This window comes from Amycolatopsis sp. NPDC051373 (genome assembly GCF_040689465.1).
In the GTDB taxonomy this organism is placed as follows: Bacteria; Actinomycetota; Actinomycetes; order Mycobacteriales; family Pseudonocardiaceae; genus Amycolatopsis.
On record NZ_JBFBAE010000005.1, the window covers coordinates 165,181 to 186,715 of the forward strand.

The 21,535-nt window shown below is 71.7% G+C and carries 17 protein-coding genes and 1 other RNA gene; 10 read left to right on the forward strand and 8 right to left on the reverse strand.

From position 1 onward, the window contains the following. The first annotated feature begins 161 nt into the window (after positions 1-161). The gene (locus tag AB0383_RS11215) at positions 162-3,146 is read left to right on the forward strand and encodes a PQQ-dependent sugar dehydrogenase (protein WP_366186705.1); all 2,985 of its coding nucleotides are present in this window, start codon (positions 162-164) and stop codon (positions 3,144-3,146) included. 155 nt (positions 3,147-3,301) lie between these two features. Then, positions 3,302-3,748 carry a cupin domain-containing protein gene (locus AB0383_RS11220; protein WP_364170198.1) on the forward strand — a complete coding sequence of 149 codons (447 nt, stop codon included), beginning with the start codon at positions 3,302-3,304 and terminating at the stop codon, positions 3,746-3,748. Positions 3,749-3,803: 55 nt separating this feature from the next. Here the strand turns inward: AB0383_RS11220 and AB0383_RS11225 are convergent, their stop codons facing one another. Both AB0383_RS11225 and AB0383_RS11230 read right to left on the reverse strand, forming a co-directional pair. Then, positions 3,804-5,324 carry a 3-hydroxyacyl-CoA dehydrogenase gene (locus AB0383_RS11225; RefSeq protein ID WP_366186707.1) on the reverse strand — a complete coding sequence of 507 codons (1,521 nt, stop codon included), beginning with the start codon at positions 5,322-5,324 and terminating at the stop codon, positions 3,804-3,806. Between the two features lie 100 nt (positions 5,325-5,424). Then, positions 5,425-6,102, reverse strand: coding sequence for a TetR/AcrR family transcriptional regulator (locus AB0383_RS11230; RefSeq protein WP_364170203.1), 678 nt, complete (start codon positions 6,100-6,102; stop codon positions 5,425-5,427). Between the two features lie 126 nt (positions 6,103-6,228). Between AB0383_RS11230 and AB0383_RS11235 the strand changes: the two genes are divergently transcribed. Continuing rightward, on the forward strand, positions 6,229-6,678 hold the full coding sequence (locus AB0383_RS11235) for a nitroreductase family deazaflavin-dependent oxidoreductase (RefSeq protein WP_364170206.1): 450 nt from the start codon (positions 6,229-6,231) through the stop codon (positions 6,676-6,678). A gap of 1 nt (position 6,679) precedes the next feature. Here AB0383_RS11235 and AB0383_RS11240 read toward each other — a convergent pair whose 3' ends face one another. The 4 genes from AB0383_RS11240 to AB0383_RS11255 all read right to left on the reverse strand — a co-directional run bounded on the left by AB0383_RS11240 (position 6,680) and on the right by AB0383_RS11255 (position 10,311). Next, a complete protein-coding gene (locus AB0383_RS11240; protein ID WP_364170207.1) occupies positions 6,680-6,874 on the reverse strand; it encodes a hypothetical protein in 195 nt (64 codons plus the stop codon). Between the two features lie 9 nt (positions 6,875-6,883). After that, on the reverse strand, positions 6,884-7,546 hold the full coding sequence (locus tag AB0383_RS11245) for a response regulator transcription factor (RefSeq protein ID WP_220244944.1): 663 nt from the start codon (positions 7,544-7,546) through the stop codon (positions 6,884-6,886). A gap of 40 nt (positions 7,547-7,586) precedes the next feature. Then, on the reverse strand, positions 7,587-8,738 hold the full coding sequence (locus tag AB0383_RS11250; RefSeq protein ID WP_364170210.1) for a histidine kinase: 1,152 nt from the start codon (positions 8,736-8,738) through the stop codon (positions 7,587-7,589). A gap of 961 nt (positions 8,739-9,699) precedes the next feature. Next, positions 9,700-10,311, reverse strand: a complete 612-nt coding sequence (locus AB0383_RS11255; RefSeq protein ID WP_366186711.1) for a hypothetical protein — start codon at positions 10,309-10,311, stop codon at positions 9,700-9,702. 176 nt (positions 10,312-10,487) lie between these two features. On the opposite strand from AB0383_RS11255, the gene AB0383_RS11260 reads away from it, so the two are divergent. From AB0383_RS11260 to AB0383_RS11270, 3 genes are all read left to right on the forward strand, one after another. Then, positions 10,488-11,237 (forward strand): response regulator transcription factor, encoded by a 750-nt coding sequence (locus AB0383_RS11260; protein WP_285971785.1) that lies wholly within the window; start codon positions 10,488-10,490, stop codon positions 11,235-11,237. Then, the gene (locus AB0383_RS11265) at positions 11,215-12,738 is read left to right on the forward strand and encodes a HAMP domain-containing sensor histidine kinase (RefSeq protein ID WP_366186713.1); all 1,524 of its coding nucleotides are present in this window, start codon (positions 11,215-11,217) and stop codon (positions 12,736-12,738) included. The genes AB0383_RS11260 and AB0383_RS11265 overlap by 23 nt, the downstream gene beginning before the upstream one ends. A gap of 66 nt (positions 12,739-12,804) precedes the next feature. Beyond that, the gene (locus AB0383_RS11270; protein ID WP_364170219.1) at positions 12,805-14,718 is read left to right on the forward strand and encodes a glycosyltransferase family 39 protein; all 1,914 of its coding nucleotides are present in this window, start codon (positions 12,805-12,807) and stop codon (positions 14,716-14,718) included. Here the strand turns inward: AB0383_RS11270 and AB0383_RS11275 are convergent. After that, complete coding sequence (locus tag AB0383_RS11275) at positions 14,705-15,628, reverse strand: serine/threonine dehydratase (RefSeq protein WP_364170220.1); 924 nt, start codon at positions 15,626-15,628, stop codon at positions 14,705-14,707. The two genes, AB0383_RS11270 and AB0383_RS11275, sit on opposite strands and share 14 nt — an antisense overlap. Before the next feature lie 236 nt (positions 15,629-15,864). Between AB0383_RS11275 and AB0383_RS11280 the strand changes: the two genes are divergently transcribed. The 3 genes from AB0383_RS11280 (at position 15,865) to ffs (ending at position 18,881) form a co-directional block, all read left to right on the forward strand. Continuing rightward, positions 15,865-18,333: a nitrate- and nitrite sensing domain-containing protein gene (locus AB0383_RS11280; RefSeq protein ID WP_366186716.1), complete on the forward strand. Its 2,469-nt coding sequence runs from the start codon at positions 15,865-15,867 to the stop codon at positions 18,331-18,333. Continuing rightward, complete coding sequence (locus AB0383_RS11285) at positions 18,330-18,758, forward strand: roadblock/LC7 domain-containing protein (protein ID WP_364170225.1); 429 nt, start codon at positions 18,330-18,332, stop codon at positions 18,756-18,758. The genes AB0383_RS11280 and AB0383_RS11285 overlap by 4 nt, the downstream gene beginning before the upstream one ends. Positions 18,759-18,786: 28 nt before the next feature. Beyond that, an RNA gene (ffs, locus tag AB0383_RS11290) (signal recognition particle sRNA small type) lies at positions 18,787-18,881 on the forward strand. A 27-nt stretch (positions 18,882-18,908) separates the two neighbouring features. Here ffs and AB0383_RS11295 read toward each other — a convergent pair. Next, complete coding sequence (locus tag AB0383_RS11295) at positions 18,909-19,775, reverse strand: fused MFS/spermidine synthase (protein WP_366186718.1); 867 nt, start codon at positions 19,773-19,775, stop codon at positions 18,909-18,911. Between the two features lie 123 nt (positions 19,776-19,898). Here AB0383_RS11295 and AB0383_RS11300 point away from each other — a divergent pair, with 123 nt between their 5' ends. Further along, on the forward strand, positions 19,899-21,491 hold the full coding sequence (locus AB0383_RS11300; RefSeq protein WP_366186720.1) for an ALF repeat-containing protein: 1,593 nt from the start codon (positions 19,899-19,901) through the stop codon (positions 21,489-21,491). The last annotated feature ends 44 nt before the right edge of the window (positions 21,492-21,535 follow it).

Here is a 21,535-nt window from a genome sequence, read left to right on the forward strand (position 1 = left end):
ATATCAACCATCCGGGGCGGGCTCAGGTGTTCGAATGTCCACAGCATTCGCAGGCCGGGTGTCATTCGTGGTCCGGTGCGGGTGCTTAACGCGATTCACCCGGATGTGGTAACGACGTCCTCTTCGTGAGCGATAACCGATCACTCACGAAGGGGCACCGAATGGCCTGGAACAAGCTCCGCTCGCTGCTGACGGCCACCGCGCTGGCCGTGGCGCTGGTCCCGATCACGGCGTCCGTAGCGGTGGCCGACGACGTCGCGCCGACGTTGCCCGCCGGCTTCGTGCTGCGGGACACGCCCACCGGGCTCTCGCCCTACGACTTCACCGACTTCGCGTGGCTGCCCGACGACAGCGTGCTGGCGCTGGGCAAGAGCGGTGCCGTCAACTGGGTCCCGGCCAACGGCTCGGGCGCCCCCGTGCGGATCGCGAACTTCCCGGTCGAGACACAGGGCGACATGGGGCTCACGAGCGTCGCGCTCGCCCCGGACTACGCGGCCTCGCACCAGATCTACCTCAACCGGGCCGTGAGCACGGGCGGCGGCCAGTACCTGCTGCGCGCCGCGCGCTTCACCGTGACCCTCGACGGTTCGGGCCACCCCACCGGGCTCACCGGCGAGAAGGTGATCTTCGAGCTGCCCGGCAGCCAGTACTACATCCACGGCCTCGACACCGTGATCCCCGCGCCCGACGGCACGCTCTGGTACTCCGTGGGCGACAACGGCGACGCGGGCAAGACCAACGAGGTCGCTTTCGCGGCGCTGGACCTCGACTCGCCGTCCGGCAAGATCCTGCACCTCACGCCGGACGGCAAGGGTGTGCCGAGCAACCCGTACTACACGGCTTCGGCCCCGGATTCCACGCGCAGCAAGGTGTTCGCGAGTGGCTTCCGCAACCCGTTCCGCTTCACGCTCGATCCGAAGAGCGGACTGCCTGTGGTGGGCGACGTCGGCTGGTTCCTGTGGGAAGAGATCGACGTGGTGCAGCCCGGCGCGAACCTCGCGTGGCCGTGCTGGGAGGGCAACCACCCGACGCCCGGCTACAGCACCGACGCTCGCTGCGCCCACGTCGTGAACACGCCGCCGCTGTGGGAACACCAGCACGGCACCGGGCCGGCGAACGGCAACAGCGTCACCGGCGGTGTTGTCTACAATGGAACGACCTACCCGGCCGCGTACCAGGGCGCGTACTTCTTCGGTGACTACGCGGGCCAGAAGCTGTGGACGCTCAAGTACAACGCGCAGGGCGCCCTCACGCAGGCGCCGGCGAACCCGCCGCCGTTCGCGAACATCGGCGGCGTCACGCGAATCTCCGCGGCACCCAACGGCGACATCGTGTTCGCCGACCTCAACGGCAGCCGCCTGCGCCGCCTGAGCTACTCGACGAACAACGCGGCGCCGGTCGCGGTGGCGACGTCGTCGACCGATCCCGACACTCGCACGGTTTCCTTCGACGCCAGTGGTTCCTACGACTTCGATGGCGACGCGCTCACCTACACCTGGAACTTCGGCGACGGCACCACGGCGACGGGTGTCGCGGCGAGCCACCAGTACGGCGCGGGAGCGTCGTTCACGGCCACGCTCACCGCCCAGGACCCCTTGGGTGCCAAGGGGACCACGACGGTCGCGGTCGCGCCGGGCAACCATTCGCCGGACCTGGAACTGTCCACTCCGGACAAGACGTTCGCCGTCGGGGAGCCGGTTTCGCTGACCGCCACGGCCACCGACGAAGAGGACGGCACCCTGCCCGTCACGTGGACGTCGCTGATCCGGCACTGTCCCGACCTCGGCGTGTGCCACGTGCACCCCGACGACGGTGCCACCGGGCCGTCGCTCTCCGTGCCGTTCACCGACCACACCGACTCGCGCATGGAGTTCACCGCGACGGTCACCGACAGCGCCGGCGTGAAGGCGAACAAGACCTACGTCGCCATGCCGCACCAGCACCGGCTCACCCTCGTGAGCACGCAGCCGGCCGCGCTCAGCATCCCCAGCGAGGGTGGGGTGAGCAGCGCGATGGTCACCGAGGGCGCGACCTTCGACGTGACGGCGGCGCCGCTGGGCAGCGACGGAGCGTCGAAGTTCACCGGCTGGCAGGACGGGCCGGCCACCGCTTCGTGGTCGATCACCGTCGGCGCGGGCGACACGACGCTGACCGCGAACTACGCCACCGCGATCGACCAGCGTTACGCCGCGGAACCCGCGCTGCGCACGCTCGTCGGCGCGGCGACCGGTCCTGAGGTGGTCGACGGCCCGGTGCACTACCGCCCGTACGCCAACGCCCGCCTGTACTGGACTGCGGCCACTGGCGTGCGCGAGATCGGTGGTCAGATCCTCGCCGAGTACCTCGCGATCGGCGGCCACCAGGCTTACGGGCCGCCGGTGACCGACGAGACGCCGACTCCCGACGGTGTCGGCCATTTCAACCACCTGCAGGGCACGCCGGGCACGCAGGCGGCCTCGATCTACTGGACGCCGTCGACGGGTGCGCACTCGATCCAAGGCCTGATCCGCGCGAAGTGGGCGGCGCTGGGCTGGGAAAAGACCATGGGCTACCCGATCAACGACGAGGCCGGCACGCCCGACGGAGTGGGCCGCTACAACCACTTCAGCGGCGGCGGCTCGATCTACTACACCGTGGCCACGGGCGCGCACTGGATCAACGGGGCGATCAAGCAGAAGTGGGCCGCGTACGGCTGGGAACGCGTCCTCGGTTATCCGACCACGGACGAATCGGTGACCCCGGACGGCGTCGGCCGGTACAACCACTTCACCGGTGGCGCCTCGATCTACTGGACGCCGTCGACGGGGGCGCACGAGATCGGTGGCGCGATCAAGCAGAAGTGGGCCGCGTACGGCTGGGAACGCGGCTTCGGCTACCCGACCACGGACGAAACCGCGACGCCCAACGGGGCCGCGCGCTACAACCACTTCACCGGCAACGCGTCGATCTACTGGAGCCCGGCGACGGGCGCGCACAACGTGAAGGGCGAGATCCGCAAGCGCTGGGCCGCGCTCGGGTGGGAGAAGTCGTACCTGGGACTGCCGACGTCGGACGAGTACCGCTACGGCACCGGCTACCGCAGCGATTTCGAGGGCGGGTACATCGTGTGGACGCCGGCTGGCGGCCCGGTGGACCGGCACTGGTGAGTGGTGGAGGTCACCCACGCCGGGAGCGGCGGCGTGGGTGATCTGTCCATTGTGGCGTTCCGAAGGGTGGGAATTGCCCGCAAAGCCGGGAAGTAAGGAACTTCAGACAAGGGTTCGTGAGGTACCTTCGCGGAAGATCACCAGAGAGGTCTTCCATGCGCAAGTTCGCCCTGGCCGCCGTCGCCGGCGTTGCCGCCCTCACCGCGTTGTTCGCGCCCGCCGTCGCGTCCGCCACCCCGGCCCGGGGTGTCAGCGCGACCGTCGTCGCACAGTGGACGGTCGGCAACACCGACTACGTGCTCCGCAAGATCACGATCGCCCCCGGTAGCCCCACCAGCCCCGGCACTACCGGCTGGCACAGCCACGAAGGCAACCTGTACGGCAAGGTCCTCTCCGGGACGCTGACCCACTACAAGTCCGACTGTTCCGTCGACGGGGTTTACAACAAGGGCGACAGCATCATGGAACCCGCCGGCGCCGACCACGTCCACGAAGGACGCAACGAAGGCACCACGCCGATGGTGCTCGAAGTCCTCTACGTCCTGCCCCACGCCGCGCCGCTCTCGGATGACGCGCCGAACCCGGGCTGCAGCTTCGACTGACCCGCACCGGAACCGGGGGTGCCGCGGTCGGGGCGGCACCCCCGGTTCCCGCGGCTCAGAGCAGGTCGGCGGGCCGCGTGCCCTTCGAGGTGAGCGGCAGGCCGAGCGCGACGCGTTCGGTCAGCCAGCTGCTCGGTCGGTAGCGCGGGTCCCCTGTGGACTGGTACAGGCCCGCGAGGACGCGTAGCACCTTGTCCGGACCGACGAGGTCGCCCCATTCCAGGGGGCCGCGCGGGTAACCGAGGCCGAGGCGGACGGCGGTGTCGATGTCGGCCGGGTCGGCGAGGTTCTGGGCAGCGATGTAGCACGCCGTGTTGACGATCGAAGCCAGCAAGCGTTGCGCGACGGGTGCGGGGCCGTCCTGGACGATGGTCACCGGTTGGCCCGTGGCGGCCAAAGCGCCCCAGGCGGCGCGGCCCGCGGCGGGGTCGAGTCCCGGGTGGACGGACAGGGTGAGGCGGCCTTGGTAGCCGCTCAAGGCGTCCACGCCGCAGACGCGCGATGCGGGCAGGCCGGCTCGGGCGGCGGCGTCCAAAGTGGACTCGCCGCGCAAGGCCACCAGCAGCACGGCGTCGGGGTACGCGTCGGCGACGACCTGCACGCCGGCGGCGGTGAGCAGGCGGCCGAGGCGTTCCTCGGCGGTGAACACGGGCTTGTCCGGGGCCGGCGGCGCAGCCGGTTCGGGCGTGACCTCCTGCTTGCCGTCGACGTAGCGGTAGAACCCCTCGCCGTTCTTGCGCCCGAGCAGCCCCGCCGCCACGCGCGGGCGCGTCAGCCACGACGGGCGCAGCCGCGGCTCGGAGTGGAAGCCGCTCCAGATGCTTTCGAGCACGGCGTGGGAGACGTCGAGGCCGGTCAGGTCGAGCAGCTCGAACGGCCCGAGCTTGAGCCCCAGCACGTCGCGCGCGATGCGGTCGACGTCCGCCGGCTCGGCGACCGACTCGGACAGGATCTGCAGGGCCTCGGTGTTCAGGCCGCGTCCGGCGTGGTTGACCAGAAAGCCCGGCGCGTCCTTCGCGAGCACGGGTTCGTGGCCCCAGCGGCGCACCAGTTTCAGTGCCTCTTCGGGCAGCCACTCGACCGTGCGGACGCCGGGGACGACCTCGACCAGCCGCATCAGCGGCACGGGGTTGAAGAAGTGCAAGCCGATCACGCGCGTCGGGTCGCTCAGGCCCGCCGCGATCTCCGTGACCGACAGGGAGCTCGTGTTGGTGGCGAACACCGTGTCAGGCCGGCAGACCTGCTCGAGCTTGCCGAACAGCACACGCTTGGCCTCGAGGTCCTCGCGCACGGCCTCGATCACGAGGTCCACGTTCCCGGCCGGCGCGGACGGCGCGTCCACCATCACCAGGCGCTGCTTGGCGGCGCGCCCCTCGGCCTCGGAGAGGCGGCCCTTGGTGACCAGCTTGTCGAGCATGCCGTGGACGTAGTCCAGCGCCGAGCGCACCGCGTCGAGGTCGAGGTCGGCCAGCTCGACCGTGACCCCGCCGGTCGCGGCGAGCTGGGCGATGCCGCGCCCCATCACGCCGGTCCCGACCACCCGGACCCTGCTGACCCGCTCGGCCCATCCCGCCACGTCGAACCACCTTCCCCGCGAAGTCGTTACGGGCGAACGTACCGTCTCTCCGCCGTCGATGAACCGTTCTGGGAGGGCTAGTTCACAGCTTCCCCGGGCCTCACAGCCCCACGAAGTCGGCCATCTGTCCGGTGAGGTGCTCGAAGTAGGCGTCGGACGGGTCGACGCTGCCCACGTACTGCCCGAACAGCTCGAAGCTGATCGCGCCGAACAGCTGTGTCCACGCGCCGATCAGCCGCGTCACGACCTCGGGTGGCGCGTTCGCGCCCAGGTCCCGGGCCAGACCCTCGGCCTGCCCGCGCAGCTCGGCGGACATCGGCGCCGTGACGGCCGGCTCGTGCGGGTCGGCCTCGAGCAGCACCTTCGCCATCGCCTGCGCCACGCGCGCGGCGGGCACGATCGTGTCCTGCGGCGCCTGGTAGCCGGGAATCGGCGAACCGTAGATCAGCGCGTACTCGTGCGGGTGCGCCTTGGCCCACGCGCGGGTGGCCTGCCAGACGGCGCGCCAGCGCTCGCGCGGGCCGCCGGTGCCCGGGTCGGCTTTCTCCGCGGCCTCGCCGACGGCGTCGTAGGCGTCGATGATCAGCTCGGTGAGCAGCCGGTCGCGGCTGGGGAAGTAGCGATACAGCGCCGAGGACACCATGCCCAGCTCACGCGCGACCGCGCGCAGCGACAACCCGTGCGCGCCGACCTCGGCCAGCTGGCGGCGGGCTTCGTCCTTGATCTCCCGAGTCAGCTCGGCGCGGGCGCGTTCGCGGGCGGTCCTGGTGGCGGTCATGGGGACCAGTGTGCCACTTCGAGAGCGTTGCACAAGATGGAGAGCACTGCTCTTGACGCTGAGCGCGGCGTGGTGTTCACTGATCTCAACAGAGAGCAGTGCTCTCGAAGAACTGGAGGTCCTGAGATGAACACCGAGAAGCGCTACATCAAGCCCGCCAAGGCCACCAACTCGTTCAACAACTTCGTGCAGTGGCTGACCAAGCGGGGTGTGAGCGTGGTGGGCAGCCGTGTGCTGATGGTCCGCGGCCGCAAGACCGGCGAGATCCGCGAGGTGCCGGTGAACCTGCTGCCGTTCGAGGGCGGCCGCTACCTGGTCGCGCCGCGCGGCGAGACGCAGTGGGTGCGCAACCTGCGCGTGGCCGGCAAGGGGCAGCTGCGCGTCGGCAAGCGTGTGGAGGGTTTCACCTACCGCGAGCTGACCGATGACGAGAAGCCCGTGCTGCTGCGCGCGTACCTCAAGCGCTGGAAGTTCGAGGTCGGCGTGTTCTTCGACGGGGTGGACGCCAAGGCGCCGGAGGAGAAGCTGCGCGAGATCGCGCCGGGCTACCCCATCTTCGAGCTGATGCCCGCCTGAACTACTTCTTCGTGGTCCGCCGAGCTGTGGCGGCCACGACCACGACCCCGACGAGGATCGCGACCAGCCCGATCAGGAACCACAGCTTCTGACCGGTCATGAAACTGCCGGTGATGACGCCGGCGCCCTGCAGGACCCAGACGGCCCCCACCAGCACCAGCACCGCGCCGATGGCCAGCGTGATCCAGCGTTTCACAGGTTCCTCCTAGGTGGCCTCTTTCGCGACCAGGTCGTTGCGGTAGGCGTAGACGACGGCGTGCACGCGGTCGCGCAGACCGAGCTTCGCGAGCACGCGCGAGACGTGCGTCTTCACAGTCTCCTCGCCGACGTGAAGCTGGCGTGCGATCTCCGCGTTGCTGCGCGCGTCGGCGATGAGAAGGAGCACCTCGCGTTCACGGGACGTGAGCCGCGCCAGCTCCGGCGGCTCGGCGGCGCGGGGCTCGAGGCTGGCGGCGAAACCGGCCACGAGCCGGCGCGTGACGGACGGGTCGATCAACGCGTCACCCCTCGCCGCGACGCGCATGGCGGCCACGAGCTCCTCGGGGGCCAGGCTCTTGAGCAGGAAGCCGCTGGCGCCGGCGCGCAGGGCGCGGTAGACGTACTCGTCGGCGTCGTACGTGGTCAGGACCAGCACGCGGGTGTCGTTGCCGGGGGTGGCGAGGATGGCTTCGGTGGCGGCGAGGCCGTCGAGGCGGGGCATGCGGACGTCGAGGACCGCGACGTCCGGCTTGAGGCGCTGGGTTTCCGCCACAGCTTCACGCCCGTCGGCCGCTTCGCCGACGCACTCGAAGTCGGGCTGCGTGTCGAGGAGGGCGCGCATGCCGGAGCGGAACATGGCGTGGTCGTCGGCGAGCAGCACGCGGATCATGCGACCTCCTGTGTCTTGCGGGGCCGGCGCGATTGTGTGCTCATGCCACCTCCAGTGGGAAGCCGGCCTTGACCTGCCAAGTGTTGTCTTTTTGTCCGTAGGTGACCTCGCCGCCGAAGAGCGTCACGCGCTGGCGGATGCCGGCGAGGCCGCGGTGGGCGCCGTCGCGTGGTGTTGCGGGCCGGCCGGTTTCGTTGGTGACGGTCAGGACGATCTCCGTGCGCCGGTGGTCCAGCTCCAGCTCGACGGGCCCGGTGCCGTGGCGCAACGCGTTCGTGAGCGCTTCCTGCGCGATGCGGTAGAGGGCGACGTCGAGTGAGCCGGGGACTTCGCGGACGTCGCCGTGCACTGTGAGGCGCACGGGCAGACCCGTTGCGCGGACGGTGTCGAGCAGCTCGTCGAGGTTGTCCAGCCCGGGCTGCGCGGCTTCGTCGCCGCGCGCGTGCAGCAGATCCAGCAGGCGGCGCAGGTCGGCCATCGCGGAGCGGCTCGCGGACTCGACGGCTCCGAGCGAGGTCCGGACCGGGCTGTTTCCCTCGGGCAGCCCGAGCCTCGCCGCGCCGGCGTGCACGCCGATCGCGCTGACGTGGTGGGAGATCACGTCGTGCAGATCGCGGGCGATGGTCTCGCGCTCTTCGAGAACGGCCCGGTGAATGGCTTCGGCTTCGTGCCTCCGGCGCTCTTCGGCTTCGCGCTCCAGGTCGGCGATGTACGCGCCGCGGGCCGTCGTGTACCGCCCGACGAGCCACGGCAGCACCGCCGAGACGGCCATGCTGATCGCGATGAGCGCCGGGTTCGAACCCCGGCCACCGCCGAGCAGCTCTCCCGCGCCGACGCCCGCCAGCGTCGCCGCCAGCGCCACCACCGCCGGCCCCACCCGCAACCACGCCCCGGCCCGATACCCGGCGACGAGGATGCCCGCGTTGTTGCCGACTACGAATCCGGTGCAGGTGCAGAGGAGCAGCGGGGCGGCGACGAAAAGTGCGGCGTGACCGGCTGCTACCCAACCGGAGTACCTGGCCGCTCCGGCCAGCGCTCCGTCCACGATGACCGCGCCGGCGAGGACCACCCAGCCCCGCCAGCCGGCTTCGGGAAGGGGGCCGCGGAGGGTGAAGAGGGAGACGTCGCAGACCAGGCAGACGAGGGCTACCAGCAGTGATTGCCGCGCCAGTGACCCGTTGATGTCGCGCACTCGGCCAACTTACGCATCGGTGGCGGGGTTTTGGTGTGGTTTGGGGAGGGGGTGCGTGTTTGGAGGTGTGGGGTTGGTTGTGCGGGGTTGGTGTCTCGGGGTTGGCTTCGCGAGGGGACTGGTGGGGTCGGGTTGGTTGAGTGGTGGGACCAGTCGTGCCTGGGTTGGCTGCTGCGAGTGGACCGGTGGGGCCGGGTTGGCTGCGTGAGTGGGCCGGTGGGGCCGGGCTGGCTGCGTGAGTGGACCGGTGGAGCGGGGTTGGCTGCCCCAGTGGGCCGGTGGAGCGGGTTGGCTGCCCGAGTCGAGCGGTCGGGCCGGGCTGGCCGCGCGAGTGGACCGGTCGGGCGCCTCGGCCGGTGGGGCCAGTCGCGCCGAGTTTGCTACGCGAGTGGACCAATCGTGCCGTCTTAGGGCGCGAGTGGACCGGTCAGGCCGGTTCCGCGGCGCCAGTGGGCTTTCCACGCCGGGCCGCCGCGCCAGTGAACCGGTCGCGCCGGGTTCGTGGTGAGTGGACCGGACAGGTCAGGCAGGGCGGAGGCGCGGGTGGACCGGTCGTGCATGGTCGGCGGGGTGAAGGGACCAGCGGGATCAGGCCCTTGGTGCGAGTGACCGGTCGTGCTGGAGAGCGCGAGTGGACCGGTCGCGTCCGGTCGGCGGGGAGGGGACCATCGGGGCCAAGTCAGCCGCGCGAGTGGACCCGTCGGGTCAGTTCTGTGGGGCGAGTGGACCGTTCGTGCGGGAGTCCGTGTTGCGAGTGGACCGGTCGGGCACCTCGGCCGGGACCAGTCGCGCCGAGTTTGCTGTGCGAGTGGGCCGATCGTGCTGTCCAGGGGCGCGAGTGGGCCGGTCACCCGGCTTCCGTGGCGCGAGTGGACCGGTCGTACCGAAAACGCCGGCGCCGGCGTCACCTCCCGATGGCGGTCGGGGAGGTGACGCCGGCGCCGGCGTCTGGGGAGCCGGGTCAGTTGCCGTAGCGGCGGCGGCCCTGTCCGGTGCCGCCCGGTTGGCCGCTGCGTTGGGTGGCGGCGGCGGCGGATTGCAGGGAGGTGGCGGTGGCGGTGGTGCCGTTGACCTTGGCGATGACGGTGACGTTGTCGCCGGTTTTGGGGGTCGTGGCGGATTTCTGGGTGGACGAGTCGAGGACGTAGGTCTGTTTGTAGCCGTCCTTGCTGGTCAGGGTGACGGACGTCGCGCTGATCTCGGTGATGGCGCCGGTCTGGAGGCGTTCGGTGGTGTAGCCGCCGGCGGGGTCGGTGACGACGAAGTCGCCGTGGAGGGCGTCGCGCAGGGCGGCAGCGCCCCCGAAGCCCCCGAAGCCGCCCGGGCCGCCAGGGCCGCGGCCAGCGAAACCGCCCTGGCCACCGGGGCCGCCGAAGCCGCCAGGGCCCTGCTGTGCCGAAGCGTCATTGGAGCTCGTGCCCGCCCAGATCGCGAGGCCGCCGCCCACGGCGATGACCACCGCGACGCCCGCGGCGATCGCCGTTTTGCGGCCCGACCACGACTTCTTCGGGGCCGCCGGTGGCTCGCCGCCAGGTGCGCCCCAGGTGGCGCCCTGTGCTGGATCCGTCGTCATGGTGTTTTCCTCCGGGTCTTGACTGTCCGACCGAGAGTCGCGGCCGCCGCTGTGCGGAAGCTGTGTCCGGAGTGGGTTGAGGCTGTGCAAGGGGGCCACGAACGGCTGAACACGCGCACAGGAAACGCACAGTCACCGCACAGCTCGGCCTGAACACCGGGCCCGAGGATGGCACCATGAGCAGTATGAACGCGACGTCGCCCGGCCGGGGCAAGGACGAGCTGCGCCGCGCCGACGGCAGCCCGGTGCGCGTGCTGGTGGTGGACGACGAGTCGACGCTGGCCGAGCTCGTCGCCATGGCGCTGCGCATGGAGGGCTGGGAGGTGCGCAGCGCGGGCGATGGCACGGAGGCCGTCCGCGTGGCGCGCGACTTCCGGCCCGACGCGGTGGTGCTCGACGTGATGCTGCCCGACTTCGACGGCCTCGAGGTGCTGCGCCGCATGCGCGCCGAGGCGCCGTTCCTGCCGGTGCTGTTCCTCACCGCCAAGGACGCCGTCGAAGACCGCATCGCCGGCCTCACCGCGGGCGGCGACGACTACGTCACCAAACCCTTCAGCCTCGAAGAGGTCGCGCTCCGGCTGCGTGCCCTCCTCCGACGCGCCAACGGGGTCACGGGCGCCAGCGGCTCACAGCTCGTGGTCGGCGACCTGACGCTCGACGAGGACAGCCGCGAGGTCCACCGCGGCGGTGACCTCGTGCCGCTCACCGCCACGGAGTTCGAGCTGCTGCGCTACCTCATGCGCAACCCCAAGCGCGTGCTGAGCAAGGCGCAGATCCTCGACCGCGTGTGGAGCTACGACTTCGGCGGCCAGGCCAACATCGTCGAGCTCTACATCTCCTACCTGCGCAAGAAGATCGACGCCGACCGCGAGCCCATGATCCACACGATGCGCGGCGCGGGGTATGTCCTCAAGCCCGCCGGCTGACGCGCCCCCGGGCCGTGCGCGCCGGCCGTGGTCGCTGCGGCGCCGGCTGATCGTGCAGCTGGCGGCGCTGCTGGCGCTCGTCTGCCTGGTGGTCGGCGTGGTCACGGAGTTCGCGCTGCAGGACTTCCTGGTCGGCCAGCTGGACAAACGCCTCGCCGCGGCGACCGACCGCGGCTTCCGCAGCGGCGACCGTCCACCGTGGATCTACGGCGACAAACCGCCACCCGACCCGCTGCGCGTGCTGGGCCAAGGCGACGGCACGCTCGCCGTCCAGGTCCACAACGGCGCTGTGCGCGCGGCCGTGCTCAACTTCGGCTCCGCCACGCCGTCGAAGGTCAAGCCGCCGCTGCAGTCGGTCTCCACCGCGCAGCAGAAGATGCTGCTCGGCCTGCCGCCCGACGGTCACCGCCGCACGATCGACCTCGGCGGCGACCTCGGCGAGTACCGGGTGATCGCGTCGTTCTCCCCGTCGGGTGACTTCTCGGTGGTCGGCCTGCCGCTCTCGGACGTCACGGACACGTTGTGGCGCTTGGGGTTCATCTTCGGCGGCGTCGCGCTCGGCGGCATCATCGTGGCCGGCGTCGCGGGCGCCGTCACGATCCGGCGCACCATGGCGCCGCTCGACCGGCTCGCCGCCACCGCGTCGCGCGTCTCGGAGCTGCAACTCGACCGCGGCGAAGTGGCGTTGTCGGAGCGGGTGCCCGAAGTGGACACCGACCCGCGTACCGAGGTCGGCAAGGTCGGCTTCGCGCTCAACCGCATGCTCGGCCACATCGCCAACGCGCTGAAAGCCCGCCAGGCCAGCGAAAGCCGCGTGCGCCAGTTCGTCGCCGACGCGAGCCACGAGCTGCGCACGCCGCTGGCCGCCATCCGCGGCTACGCGGAGCTCACGCGCCGCAGCAAGGAGCAGGTGCCGCCCGACGTCGCGTTCGCCATGAACCGCGTCGAGTCCGAGTCGGCGCGCATGACGACGCTGGTGGAGGACCTGCTGCTGCTCGCCCGGCTCGACTCCGGCCGACCCGTCGTGCCCGAGCCGGTGGACCTCTCGCGCCTGGTGGCCGACGCCGTCGCCGACTCCCACGTGGCCGGCCCTGACCACAAGTGGCGGCTCGAGGCGCCCGGCGAGCCGATCAGCGTCCTCGGCGACGCCGGCCAGCTGCACCAGGTCGTGCTCAACCTCCTGGGCAACGCCCGCACCCACACCCCGCCCGGCACCACCGTGACCACCGGACTGTCCGCAAAGGACGGCTGGGTGCGGCTCTCGGTGCTCGACGACGGCCCCGGCATCCCGCCGGAAATCCTGCCGGAGGTGTTCGAACGCTTCGCCCGCGGCGACAACTCGCGCTCCCGCGCAGCCGGCAGCACGGGGCTCGGCCTGGCCATCGTCGCGGCCGTCGTGGCCGCGCACAGCGGTCGCGTTTCGGTGTTCAGTGAGCCCGGACGAACAGAGTTTGTCGCAATGTTCCCAGAGTTTCGTGACCCGGCTATCACCCGGTCGTGAATTTCTCACAGGACGTGCACAGCAAGCGCACATGCGAGCCACAAACCCCGTCGTGAGCATGGCCGTATGACGAGTGCCCTCACCGCGCCCGGACCGACCACAGTGGACCCGACGGACGCGGCACCGCCCGTTCAGCGACCCAGATGGGTGCGGCCGGCGGTCGCGGTGCTCCTGGTCGCGACCGCTGCGCTGTATGTCACCGATGTCGCGATTTCGGGCTGGGGCAACGACTTCTACGCCATGGCCGTGCAGGCCGGCACCGAGAGCTGGAAGGCGTGGTTCTTCGGCTCGCTCGATCCGGGCAATGTGGTCACCGTTGACAAACCGCCGTTCTCGCTGTGGGTCATGGGGCTTTCGGGCCGGATCTTCGGCTTCTCCAGCTGGAGCATGCTGGTGCCCGACGCGCTGGCGGGCGTCGCGTCCGTCGGCCTGCTCTACCTCGCGGTGCGGCGCCTGTCCGGCCCGGGCGCCGGGTTGCTCGCGGGTTCCGTGCTCGCGTTGACGCCGGTCGCCGCTCTGATGTTCCGCTTCGACAACCCCGACGCGTTCCTCGTGCTGCTCCTGGTCGCCGGTGGCTACTGCGTGGTGCGCGCGCTGGAGCGGGCGAGCACGAAGTGGCTGGTGCTCGCGGGCGTCGCGATCGGGTTCGGGTTCCTCGACAAGATGCTGCAGGCGTTCCTGGTGCTGCCGGCGTTCGTGCTCGCGTACGCGGTGGCGGCGCCGACGTCGCTCGGCCGGCGCGTGTGGCAGCTGCTCGCCGCGGCCGGTGCGGTGCTCGTGTCGGCGGGGTGGTGGGTGCTGGCCGTCGCGCTGTGGCCGGCCGCCGACCGGCCCTACATCAGCGGTTCGACGAACAACAGCGTGCTGGAGCTGGCCTTCGGCTACAACGGCCTGGGCCGGATCTTCGGCCAGGGTCGAGGCGGGGGTGGTGGCGGCGCGCGCCCCGAGCTGCCCGCCGGCTTCGACCTGCCGAACCGCGCCGGCGGCGGTGGCGGCTTCCGCGGCTTCGGCGGAGGCACGGGCCTGACGCGGTTGTTCACCGAGCAGTTCGGCGGCGAGGCGTCGTGGCTGCTGCCCGCCGCGTTGATCGGGCTCGTCGCCGGCCTGTGGTTCACCCGCCGCGCCCCGCGCACCGACCGCACGCGCGCCGCGCTGCTGCTGTGGGGCGGCTGGACGGTCGTCTCCGTCGTGGTCTTCAGCTACATGAGCGGGATCATCCACCCGTACTACACGGTGGCGCTCGCGCCCGGCATCGCCGCGACGATCGGCATCGCGGCCCGCGAGCTGTGGCGCGGCCGTGCGCACTTCGCCCCGCGTGCGGTGCTCGCGCTGATGCTCGCGACCACCGCCGTGTGGGCGTTCATCCTGCTCGCCCGTACGCCCGACTGGCAGCCGTGGCTGCGCTACACCGTGCTCGTGCTGGGCGCGCTCGGCACGGCGGCCGTGCTCTTCGGCGCCGACTCGTTCCGTCGCGCCGCCCCGGTCGTCGCCGTGCTCGGGCTCGTGGCGGCGCTGCTCGGCACGGCATCGTTCACCTTCGCGACGGCTGCCACCGCGCACACCGGCGGCCAGCCGTCGTCGGGGCCGGCGAGCCAGCGCGGCGGTGGGTTCCGAGGTGGGTTCGGCGGGGCCACGACGTCCACAGTGGAACTCGATCGGCTCCTCCAGGCGACCACCACGAAGTGGGCCGCCGCCCAGACCGGCGCCATGCAGTCGGCCGGGCTCGCGCTCAGCAGCGGCAGGCCCGTGATGGCCATCGGCGGCTTCAGCGGCAGCGACCCGGCGCCGACGCTCGCGCAGTTCCAGCAGTACGTCGGCGCCGGCGAGGTGCACTACTTCGTGGGCGGCAGCGGACGCGGCGGTTTCGGTGGCTTCGGCGGCAACCGCGGCACGGCCGGGCAGATCACCACGTGGGTCGAGCAGAACTTCCCCGCCACGACCGTCGGCGGCACGACCGTCTACGACCTCACGCGAAAGTAACGCTCGTGTTCGCTCCACAGAGGACGAAGCAGGGCCGCGCGGCGGGCACGCGACCGGCAAGCCACGCCGCGAGCGGGACCGCCGCGGCCGGCTCCACGGCCAGGCGGAACTCGGCCCACAGCCGGTCGCGAGCGGCGAGCAGCTCGGCATCGCTGACCAGCACGGACGTGACGTTCGGAGCGTTCAGGATCCGAAAGGGCACTTCGCCCACTCGGGTCGCACCGAGCGCCGAGGCGGCCACGGAGTCGAGCGTGACGTCCACCGGCTGACCGGCCTCGAGCGCGGCGTGCAGCGCCTGGCAGTGCTCCGGCTCGACGGCGAACACCTGCCGGCGGTTCGCGGCCAGCGCCGTGCCCGCGGCGAGCCCGCCACCACCGACCGCGACCACCACGGCGTCGACGTCCGGGTCGTCGGCGACGATCTCGGCCGTGACCGTGCCCTGGCCGGCGACCACGTCGGGGTCGTCGTAGGCCGAAAGGTAGCGTGTGCCGGGTTCGTCGCCGACCGCCAGCGCTGCGGCCGCCGCCTCCGCGTACGTCGCGCCGTGGCGGATCAGTTTCGCGCCCGCGGCCTCGATCCCCGCGGCCTTCGCGGCCGGCACGGACTCCGGCACGTACACGACCACGGGCAGGCCCAGCGCCTGCGCGGCCGTCGCGACGCCGAGGCCGTGGTTGCCGCCCGAGGCCGTGACGACGCGGCGCGGGGCCGGTCCGGCGAGCAGCGCGTTGACGGCGCCGCGCAGCTTGAACGAACCACTGCGCTGCAGGTGCTCCAGCTTGAACACCACGGGCCGACCGTCGATTTCGGTCCGTAGCTGAGGCGTCCTCCGAACGTGTGGCCGGATGCGATTCGCGGCTGCGGCCACGTCGGCGGGCGTCGGCGTACGCGGTGGTGTGCTCATACCGTCCATCTTCGTCCTGGGACACGCGGTCTTGAAGCGTTGTCGGGATCTTGTGCCAGTCGCTAAGCTCTCGCGCGGAAGAGCCAGGGGCCGGCCACCCTTGTCCGTTACGGTACGGGTCTCACTGTGCGTGTCGGGTTCCATGCAGGGTCCTCCTTCGCGGTGTCATCCGTTCGGTCTTGCTCCTTTGTGTACAGAAGTCCGCCCGCGGCACCCGTGAGCGGAGGAACGGGAAGGTGACGCTGATGCGCCACGGCAGGACCCGGCCCCGGTGGGCCGGTGCGCGGGTGCTGTCGAGACTCGGCATCCGCGGCAAGCTCAACCTGTTGCTCCTGCCGCCGCTGGCCGCCGTGCTGCTGGTCTCCGTGCCGTTCGTGGTCAAGCAGACCGGCAGCGTCGCCTCGGCCGACGACACCGTGCGGGCCGCGTGGAACACCCAGGAGCTCAGCGGGCTCGTCTGGCAGGTGCAGCGCGAGGGCGTGCTCGCGGCCGCCTTCGTGGCGTCGCCCTCGACGGCCGACACCGACCTCGTGCACCAGCAGCAGATCGTCGACGCGACCGTCGGCCAGGTCCGCACCGCGCTCGGCGCCACCGCGCCGGCCGAGCTGAAGACGGCGCTCACGCGCGTCGCCTCCCTCGGTGACGAGCGGCAGAACACCTTGCACCGCAGCATTTCCGCCGAACGCATCGCCCGCACGTACGACACCGTGGTGAGCGCCCTGATCGACGCGCTGCAGCTCGTGCCACGCACGGCCGCCGACGCCGAGGGCGCCCGTCAGCTCTCCGCGCTCGAAGCACTCCTGCGTGCCGACGAAGAAGAGTCGCTGCGCGTCACCGCCCTGGTCGTGGCGGCACAGTCGCAGTCGGCCGGACAGTCCCTCCTGGACGAAGCGACCCAGCGCGCCCAGGTGCACGCCGACCGCTTCACCCAGCTCGCCGGCCACGACCAGGCCGCGCTCCTGGCCGACGTCGACTCCGGCGAGGCCGCCCACCGCCTCGACCAGCTCGCCACGCAGCTGCCCGGCCCGGACGACCAGCCCGAGCCCTACGTGCACGACGTCGTGTCGGCCGGCCAGCAACAGGCCGCCGAACGCCGCACCGCGCAGGACCGCGTGACGGCCGAGATCAACGCCGCGGCCGGCGACCGCACGGCGGCGGCGACGCGGCTGGCCTGGCTGGTCGGCGGCGGCGCGGCCGTCCTCTTCGGACTCGTCGCGTTCCTCGCGCTGGCCGTGAGCCGCTCGATCGCCGACCCGCTGCGCCGCCTCACCTCGGCCGCCACCTCCGTCGCCGACCTGGCCGATGCCGAGCTCGTGCGCGTCGGCGACACCGAGGCCGACGACGACCAGGCACCCCGCCTGGCGACCATCGACGTCGCTTCCGACGACGAGCTCGGCGAGCTCGCCACCGCGTTCAACCGGGTCCAGACCACCGCCGCCGCGCTGGTCGAGCGCCAGACGCTGACGCGGCGCAACACGAGCCTGATGTTCGCGAACGTCGCGAAGCGCACACAGAACCTCGTCGGCCGCCAGCTCGCGCTCGTCGACGAGCTCGAACGCCACGAGCAGGATTCGCGCGCTCTCGCGGGGCTGTTCCGGCTCGACCACTTGTCCGCGCGCCTGCGCCGCACGGCCGACAACCTGCTCGTCATCTCCGGCACGCACGACGAGAACCCGATCGCCGGCCCGATCCAGCTGTCCACGGCCGTGCGCGCGGCGCTGGCGGAGATCGAGGACTTCCCGCGTGTGCGGCTGGGAGAGCTGCCCGACGTGCGGCTCACGTCCTCGCTCGGCGCCGACCTCGTCCGGCTTTTCGCGGAGCTGCTGGAGAACGCGGCTTCGTTCTCCGCGCCGACCACGAGCGTCGAGGTCGAGACGGAGTTCGTGGAGTCCGGCGACCTCGTCGTGGCGATCGTCGACCACGGCATCGGCATGGCCGCGGAAAGGCTGGCGCAGGAGAACCGGCGTCTGCTGGAGCGCGAACGCCTCGAGCTCGCGCCGACGAGCGTGCTCGGCCTGTTCGTCGCCGGCCGCCTGGCGCGGCGCCACGCCCTGGGAGTCGAACTCACCTCGACGCCGGACACGGGCGGGGTCACCGCGCGTGTCACGGTGCCTGCCGACCAGTTCGACCGCATGGACGCGCCGGTCGAGGACAAGCCGGTGGAATCGGAGCCGGCGGCCGAAGCCGCCGGACTGTTCGACGCGGGCCGCGCGCCCGAAGCTCTGCCGGCGCCCGCGATCGCGGTCCTGGAGACGGCGTCGCTCGGCTTCACCTGGTTCCGCGACCCGGAACCCGAGCCCGAGTGGCCCGACGCCGAACCCGACGAGCCGCCCGCACCCGACTTCACCCTCGACGGCGACGACCTCGCCACCTCGTTGTCCGCCGACCCGCCCGTGCCGGCGCAGCAGACGGTGGAAACTGCCGTCGCCCGCGCGAAGGAGCTGGCGGCGAAGCTCGAACGCACGAAGTCCGCTGTGCACGGCCTCACCACGCAGCGGTTCGCTCCGCTGGACCAGGAGCTGACCCGCCGCGTCCCCGGCGCTCAGCTGGCCCCCGGCCTCAAGGCGCAGCAGACCATCCGGACCCCGCTGCGCGCCGTCCGCCGCGGTCTGCGTGACCCGGCCGCGGAACGGGCAGTCTTCGATTCGTACTCCGACGGCGTGGCCAAGGCAGACGCGTCGCGAGCCACCGTCAACGCAGGAGGAGAGACATGACGATCCCGGACGTCAGCGCCGAAGCCCAGAACTTCAACTGGCTGGTCAACCGCTTCGCACTCCACACCGCCGGCGCGATCGCCGCCCTCGCGGTGTCGTCCGACGGCCTGCTCATCGCCATGTCCCAGGAACTCGAACGCGACAACGCCGATCGCCTGGCCGCCATCTCGTCCGCCATGCTCGGCCTCGCCCAGGGCGTCGCCGACAGCCACCCGCTGGGCTCGCCGGACAAGGTGATCGTCGAGCTCGAGCGCGGTTACCTGCTGGTCTGCACCATCAGCGTCGGCTGCTCGCTCGGCGTGCTGGCCAACAAACAGGCCAGCCTGGGCACGATCGCGTACGAGATGGCGATGTTCGCCAACCGCGCCACCGAGGTCCTGACGCCGGCGCTCATCGAGGAGCTCAAACAAGCGGTCGGCAGCTAGGCGCCGGTTCGCCTCCGCTACACTGGACAACGGACCCCGCGCGGCGTCCACCCTGTGAACCTCCCCAGGGCCGGAAGGCAGCAAGGATAAGCAGGCTCTGACGGGTGCGCGGGGTCCCCTTTATTTTCGGGGCCAAGTTTTCAGGGCTCTTCAGAACAGCCCGAGCACGTCCTCCGGCGGCACCGGCGAGGCGACCGGCTCGGCGTCCCGCACCGGCAGCGCCTTCCCCCGCAGCTTCCGCAGCTCGCCGCCGGAAACGCAGCGCGCGGGGTATGCCGAAGAAGCCGCCTTGCGCGTCAGGACGTCCACCGCCAGTTCGGCGCGCGAAGCCGCCACCACGACGTTGCCGAAGCGCCGCCCGCGCAGCACCCCGGGCTCGGCCAGCAGCACGACGTGGGAGAAGACCTCGCCGACCGTCGCCAGGAATCGCCGCACGAACGCGAGCCCGGGCCCGTCGGTGATGTTCGCCAGCATCGCGCCGCCGCCGCGCAGCACGCGCGCCACGTCGGTCACGAATTCCACCGTCGCGAGGCCGCCCGCGAACGACGCCCGCTCGAACGCGTCCACCACCACGAGGTCCGCCGACGCGTCGTGTCGGGACGCCACGCCCTCGCGCCCGCCCTCGATCCGCACCTTCAACCGCGGCACGCTGCGCAGGTCGAGCTGTTCGCGCACCAGCTCGATCAACGGTCCGTCCGCGTCGAACACCAGCTGCCGCGACCCCGTCCGCGTCGCCGCGATGTAGCGGGCGAGGGTGCAGCCGGCGCCGCCCACGTGCAGCGCGTCGAGCGGCCCCTCGGGCAGGCAGTCGACGACCTCGCCGAGCCGCCGGACGTAGTCGAACTCCAGGTTCGTCGGGTCGTCCAGGTCGACGTAGGACTGCGCGACGCCGTCGACCGAGATGAGCCACGCGTTCGGCCGATCGGCGTCGGCGAGCAGCTCGGCCGTGCCGAACCGCACCGGGTACTTCCCCGGCCGCGGCCCGCCCTTGCCGCGGTTGCGGGCAGAACGGCTCACGGGGTTCCTCTCTTCGGACGAGTCTGTCCGAGCGTACTTGTGGCGGTTTGGGGCACACCTGAAACGCCTTCGCGTCCACGCCGATAGGGGTTCGGAAGATCCTTTACCGATGTGGGGGAACCGTTGAACGGGACAAGACTGCTCGTCGCCGGGGCTGTGCTGGCGCTCGGGCTGGGGGTCGCCACGCCGGCGAGCGCCGACGTGCTGAGTGACCGCGCGCAGGCCGTGGCGCTGTACGAGACCGGCGGCCCGACGATGACGAGCGAGGCCCGCAAGGCCCTGCTCGGCACCGCCGACGAGCTTCACGCGTTCCTGGCCACCGGCCGGCAGAACGCGCAGGACAACGACGAGCGGCTGCTCGTCGATCAGGCGATGGCCGCGGGCGGGCCGATCGTGAAGCGGGACGCGCAGAAGGCACTCGACGGCACCCCGGACGACATCCGCGCGTTCCTGGCCACCGGCCTGCAGGTTTCGCGTGAGATCGACGAGGACCTGCTGGTCAACCAGGCCATGTCCGCGGGTGGCCCCGGCGTGAAGCGGGCGGCGCAGATCGCGCTCGACGGCACCCCGGCCGACCGGCACGAGTTCCTGCAGACCGGCCTCGCCCAGGCGCAGGCCGACGACGACCGCGTGCGCGCCACGCAGGTCATGTCCGCCGGCGGGCCCGAGGTCCACGCGGCCGGGCAGACGGCGCTGAGCGGCACGATCGAAGACGTCCGGTACTTCTTGAACCTCTGGAACAAGGTCGCGGCGGCCGGCGACGCGGAGATCGCGGCCGTGACGCACCAGCGCGACCTCGCGCGCAAGGCCGCGGATTTCCACTTCAAGGCCCAGGCGCAGGCAGCGGCCGACGCGGCGGCGAAGCTCGCGGCCGACGCGCGCAAGGCGAACACCGACCGGCTGAACGCCCAGCTCGCGGCGGGCCAGCAGGCCGGGCAGGCGGCGTCCGCCGCCGACGCGAAGGCCCAGGCCGACGCCAAGGCAAAGGCCGACGCGGCGGCGGAGCTCGTGGCGGAGAAGGACCGGCAGCTCGCCGAGGCCGTCGCGCCGGGCACCGACCCGGCGCTCGCGCTGACCGACAGCCGCTCGGCCGCGCTGTACCTGCTGCGCAACGCCGGCACCGCCGTCCGCACCGCCGCCCGCTCGGCGCTGAGCGGCACGGACGAGAACCTGACCACGTTCGTCCGCACCGGCCTCGACACCGCGCAGGAGGCCGACGACCGCGCGGCCGTCACGGCGATCGCCGACGGCGACGGGAAGCCGGCGCTGAAGCAGGCCGCGGCCGACGCGCTGGCCGGGACCTGGGCGCAGGTCAAGGAGTTCCTGCGCACCAAGAACTACCCGGGCAAGGACGTCGACGAACGCCTGGCCGTGAACCAGATCATGGCCGCCGGCGGTCCCGCCACGAAGGAGTGGGCGCAGAAGGCGCTCGACGGCACCCCGGCGGACATCACCGCGTTCCTCGAGAAGGGGCAGTACCAATCGAAGGAGATCGACAACCGCATCTTCGTCGGCCGGGCGATGTCCGCGCCCGGGGCCGAGGAGGTCAACGCGGTCGCGCAGGGCGCGCTCGACGGCCCCGACTCGGCGCTCGGTGCTTTCCTCGCGAACGAGGTGCCCCGCGCGCAGCAGCGTGACGCGGTGACCGCCGCGCACGTCGCTGCCGTGAACGCGCTGGTCGCGGACGCGGCGAAGGCGGCCGCCTCGGTGCGCTGACCTGGCCCGGCGAAGGTTGTCGGTCGGTGCCGGTACTCTCGCGG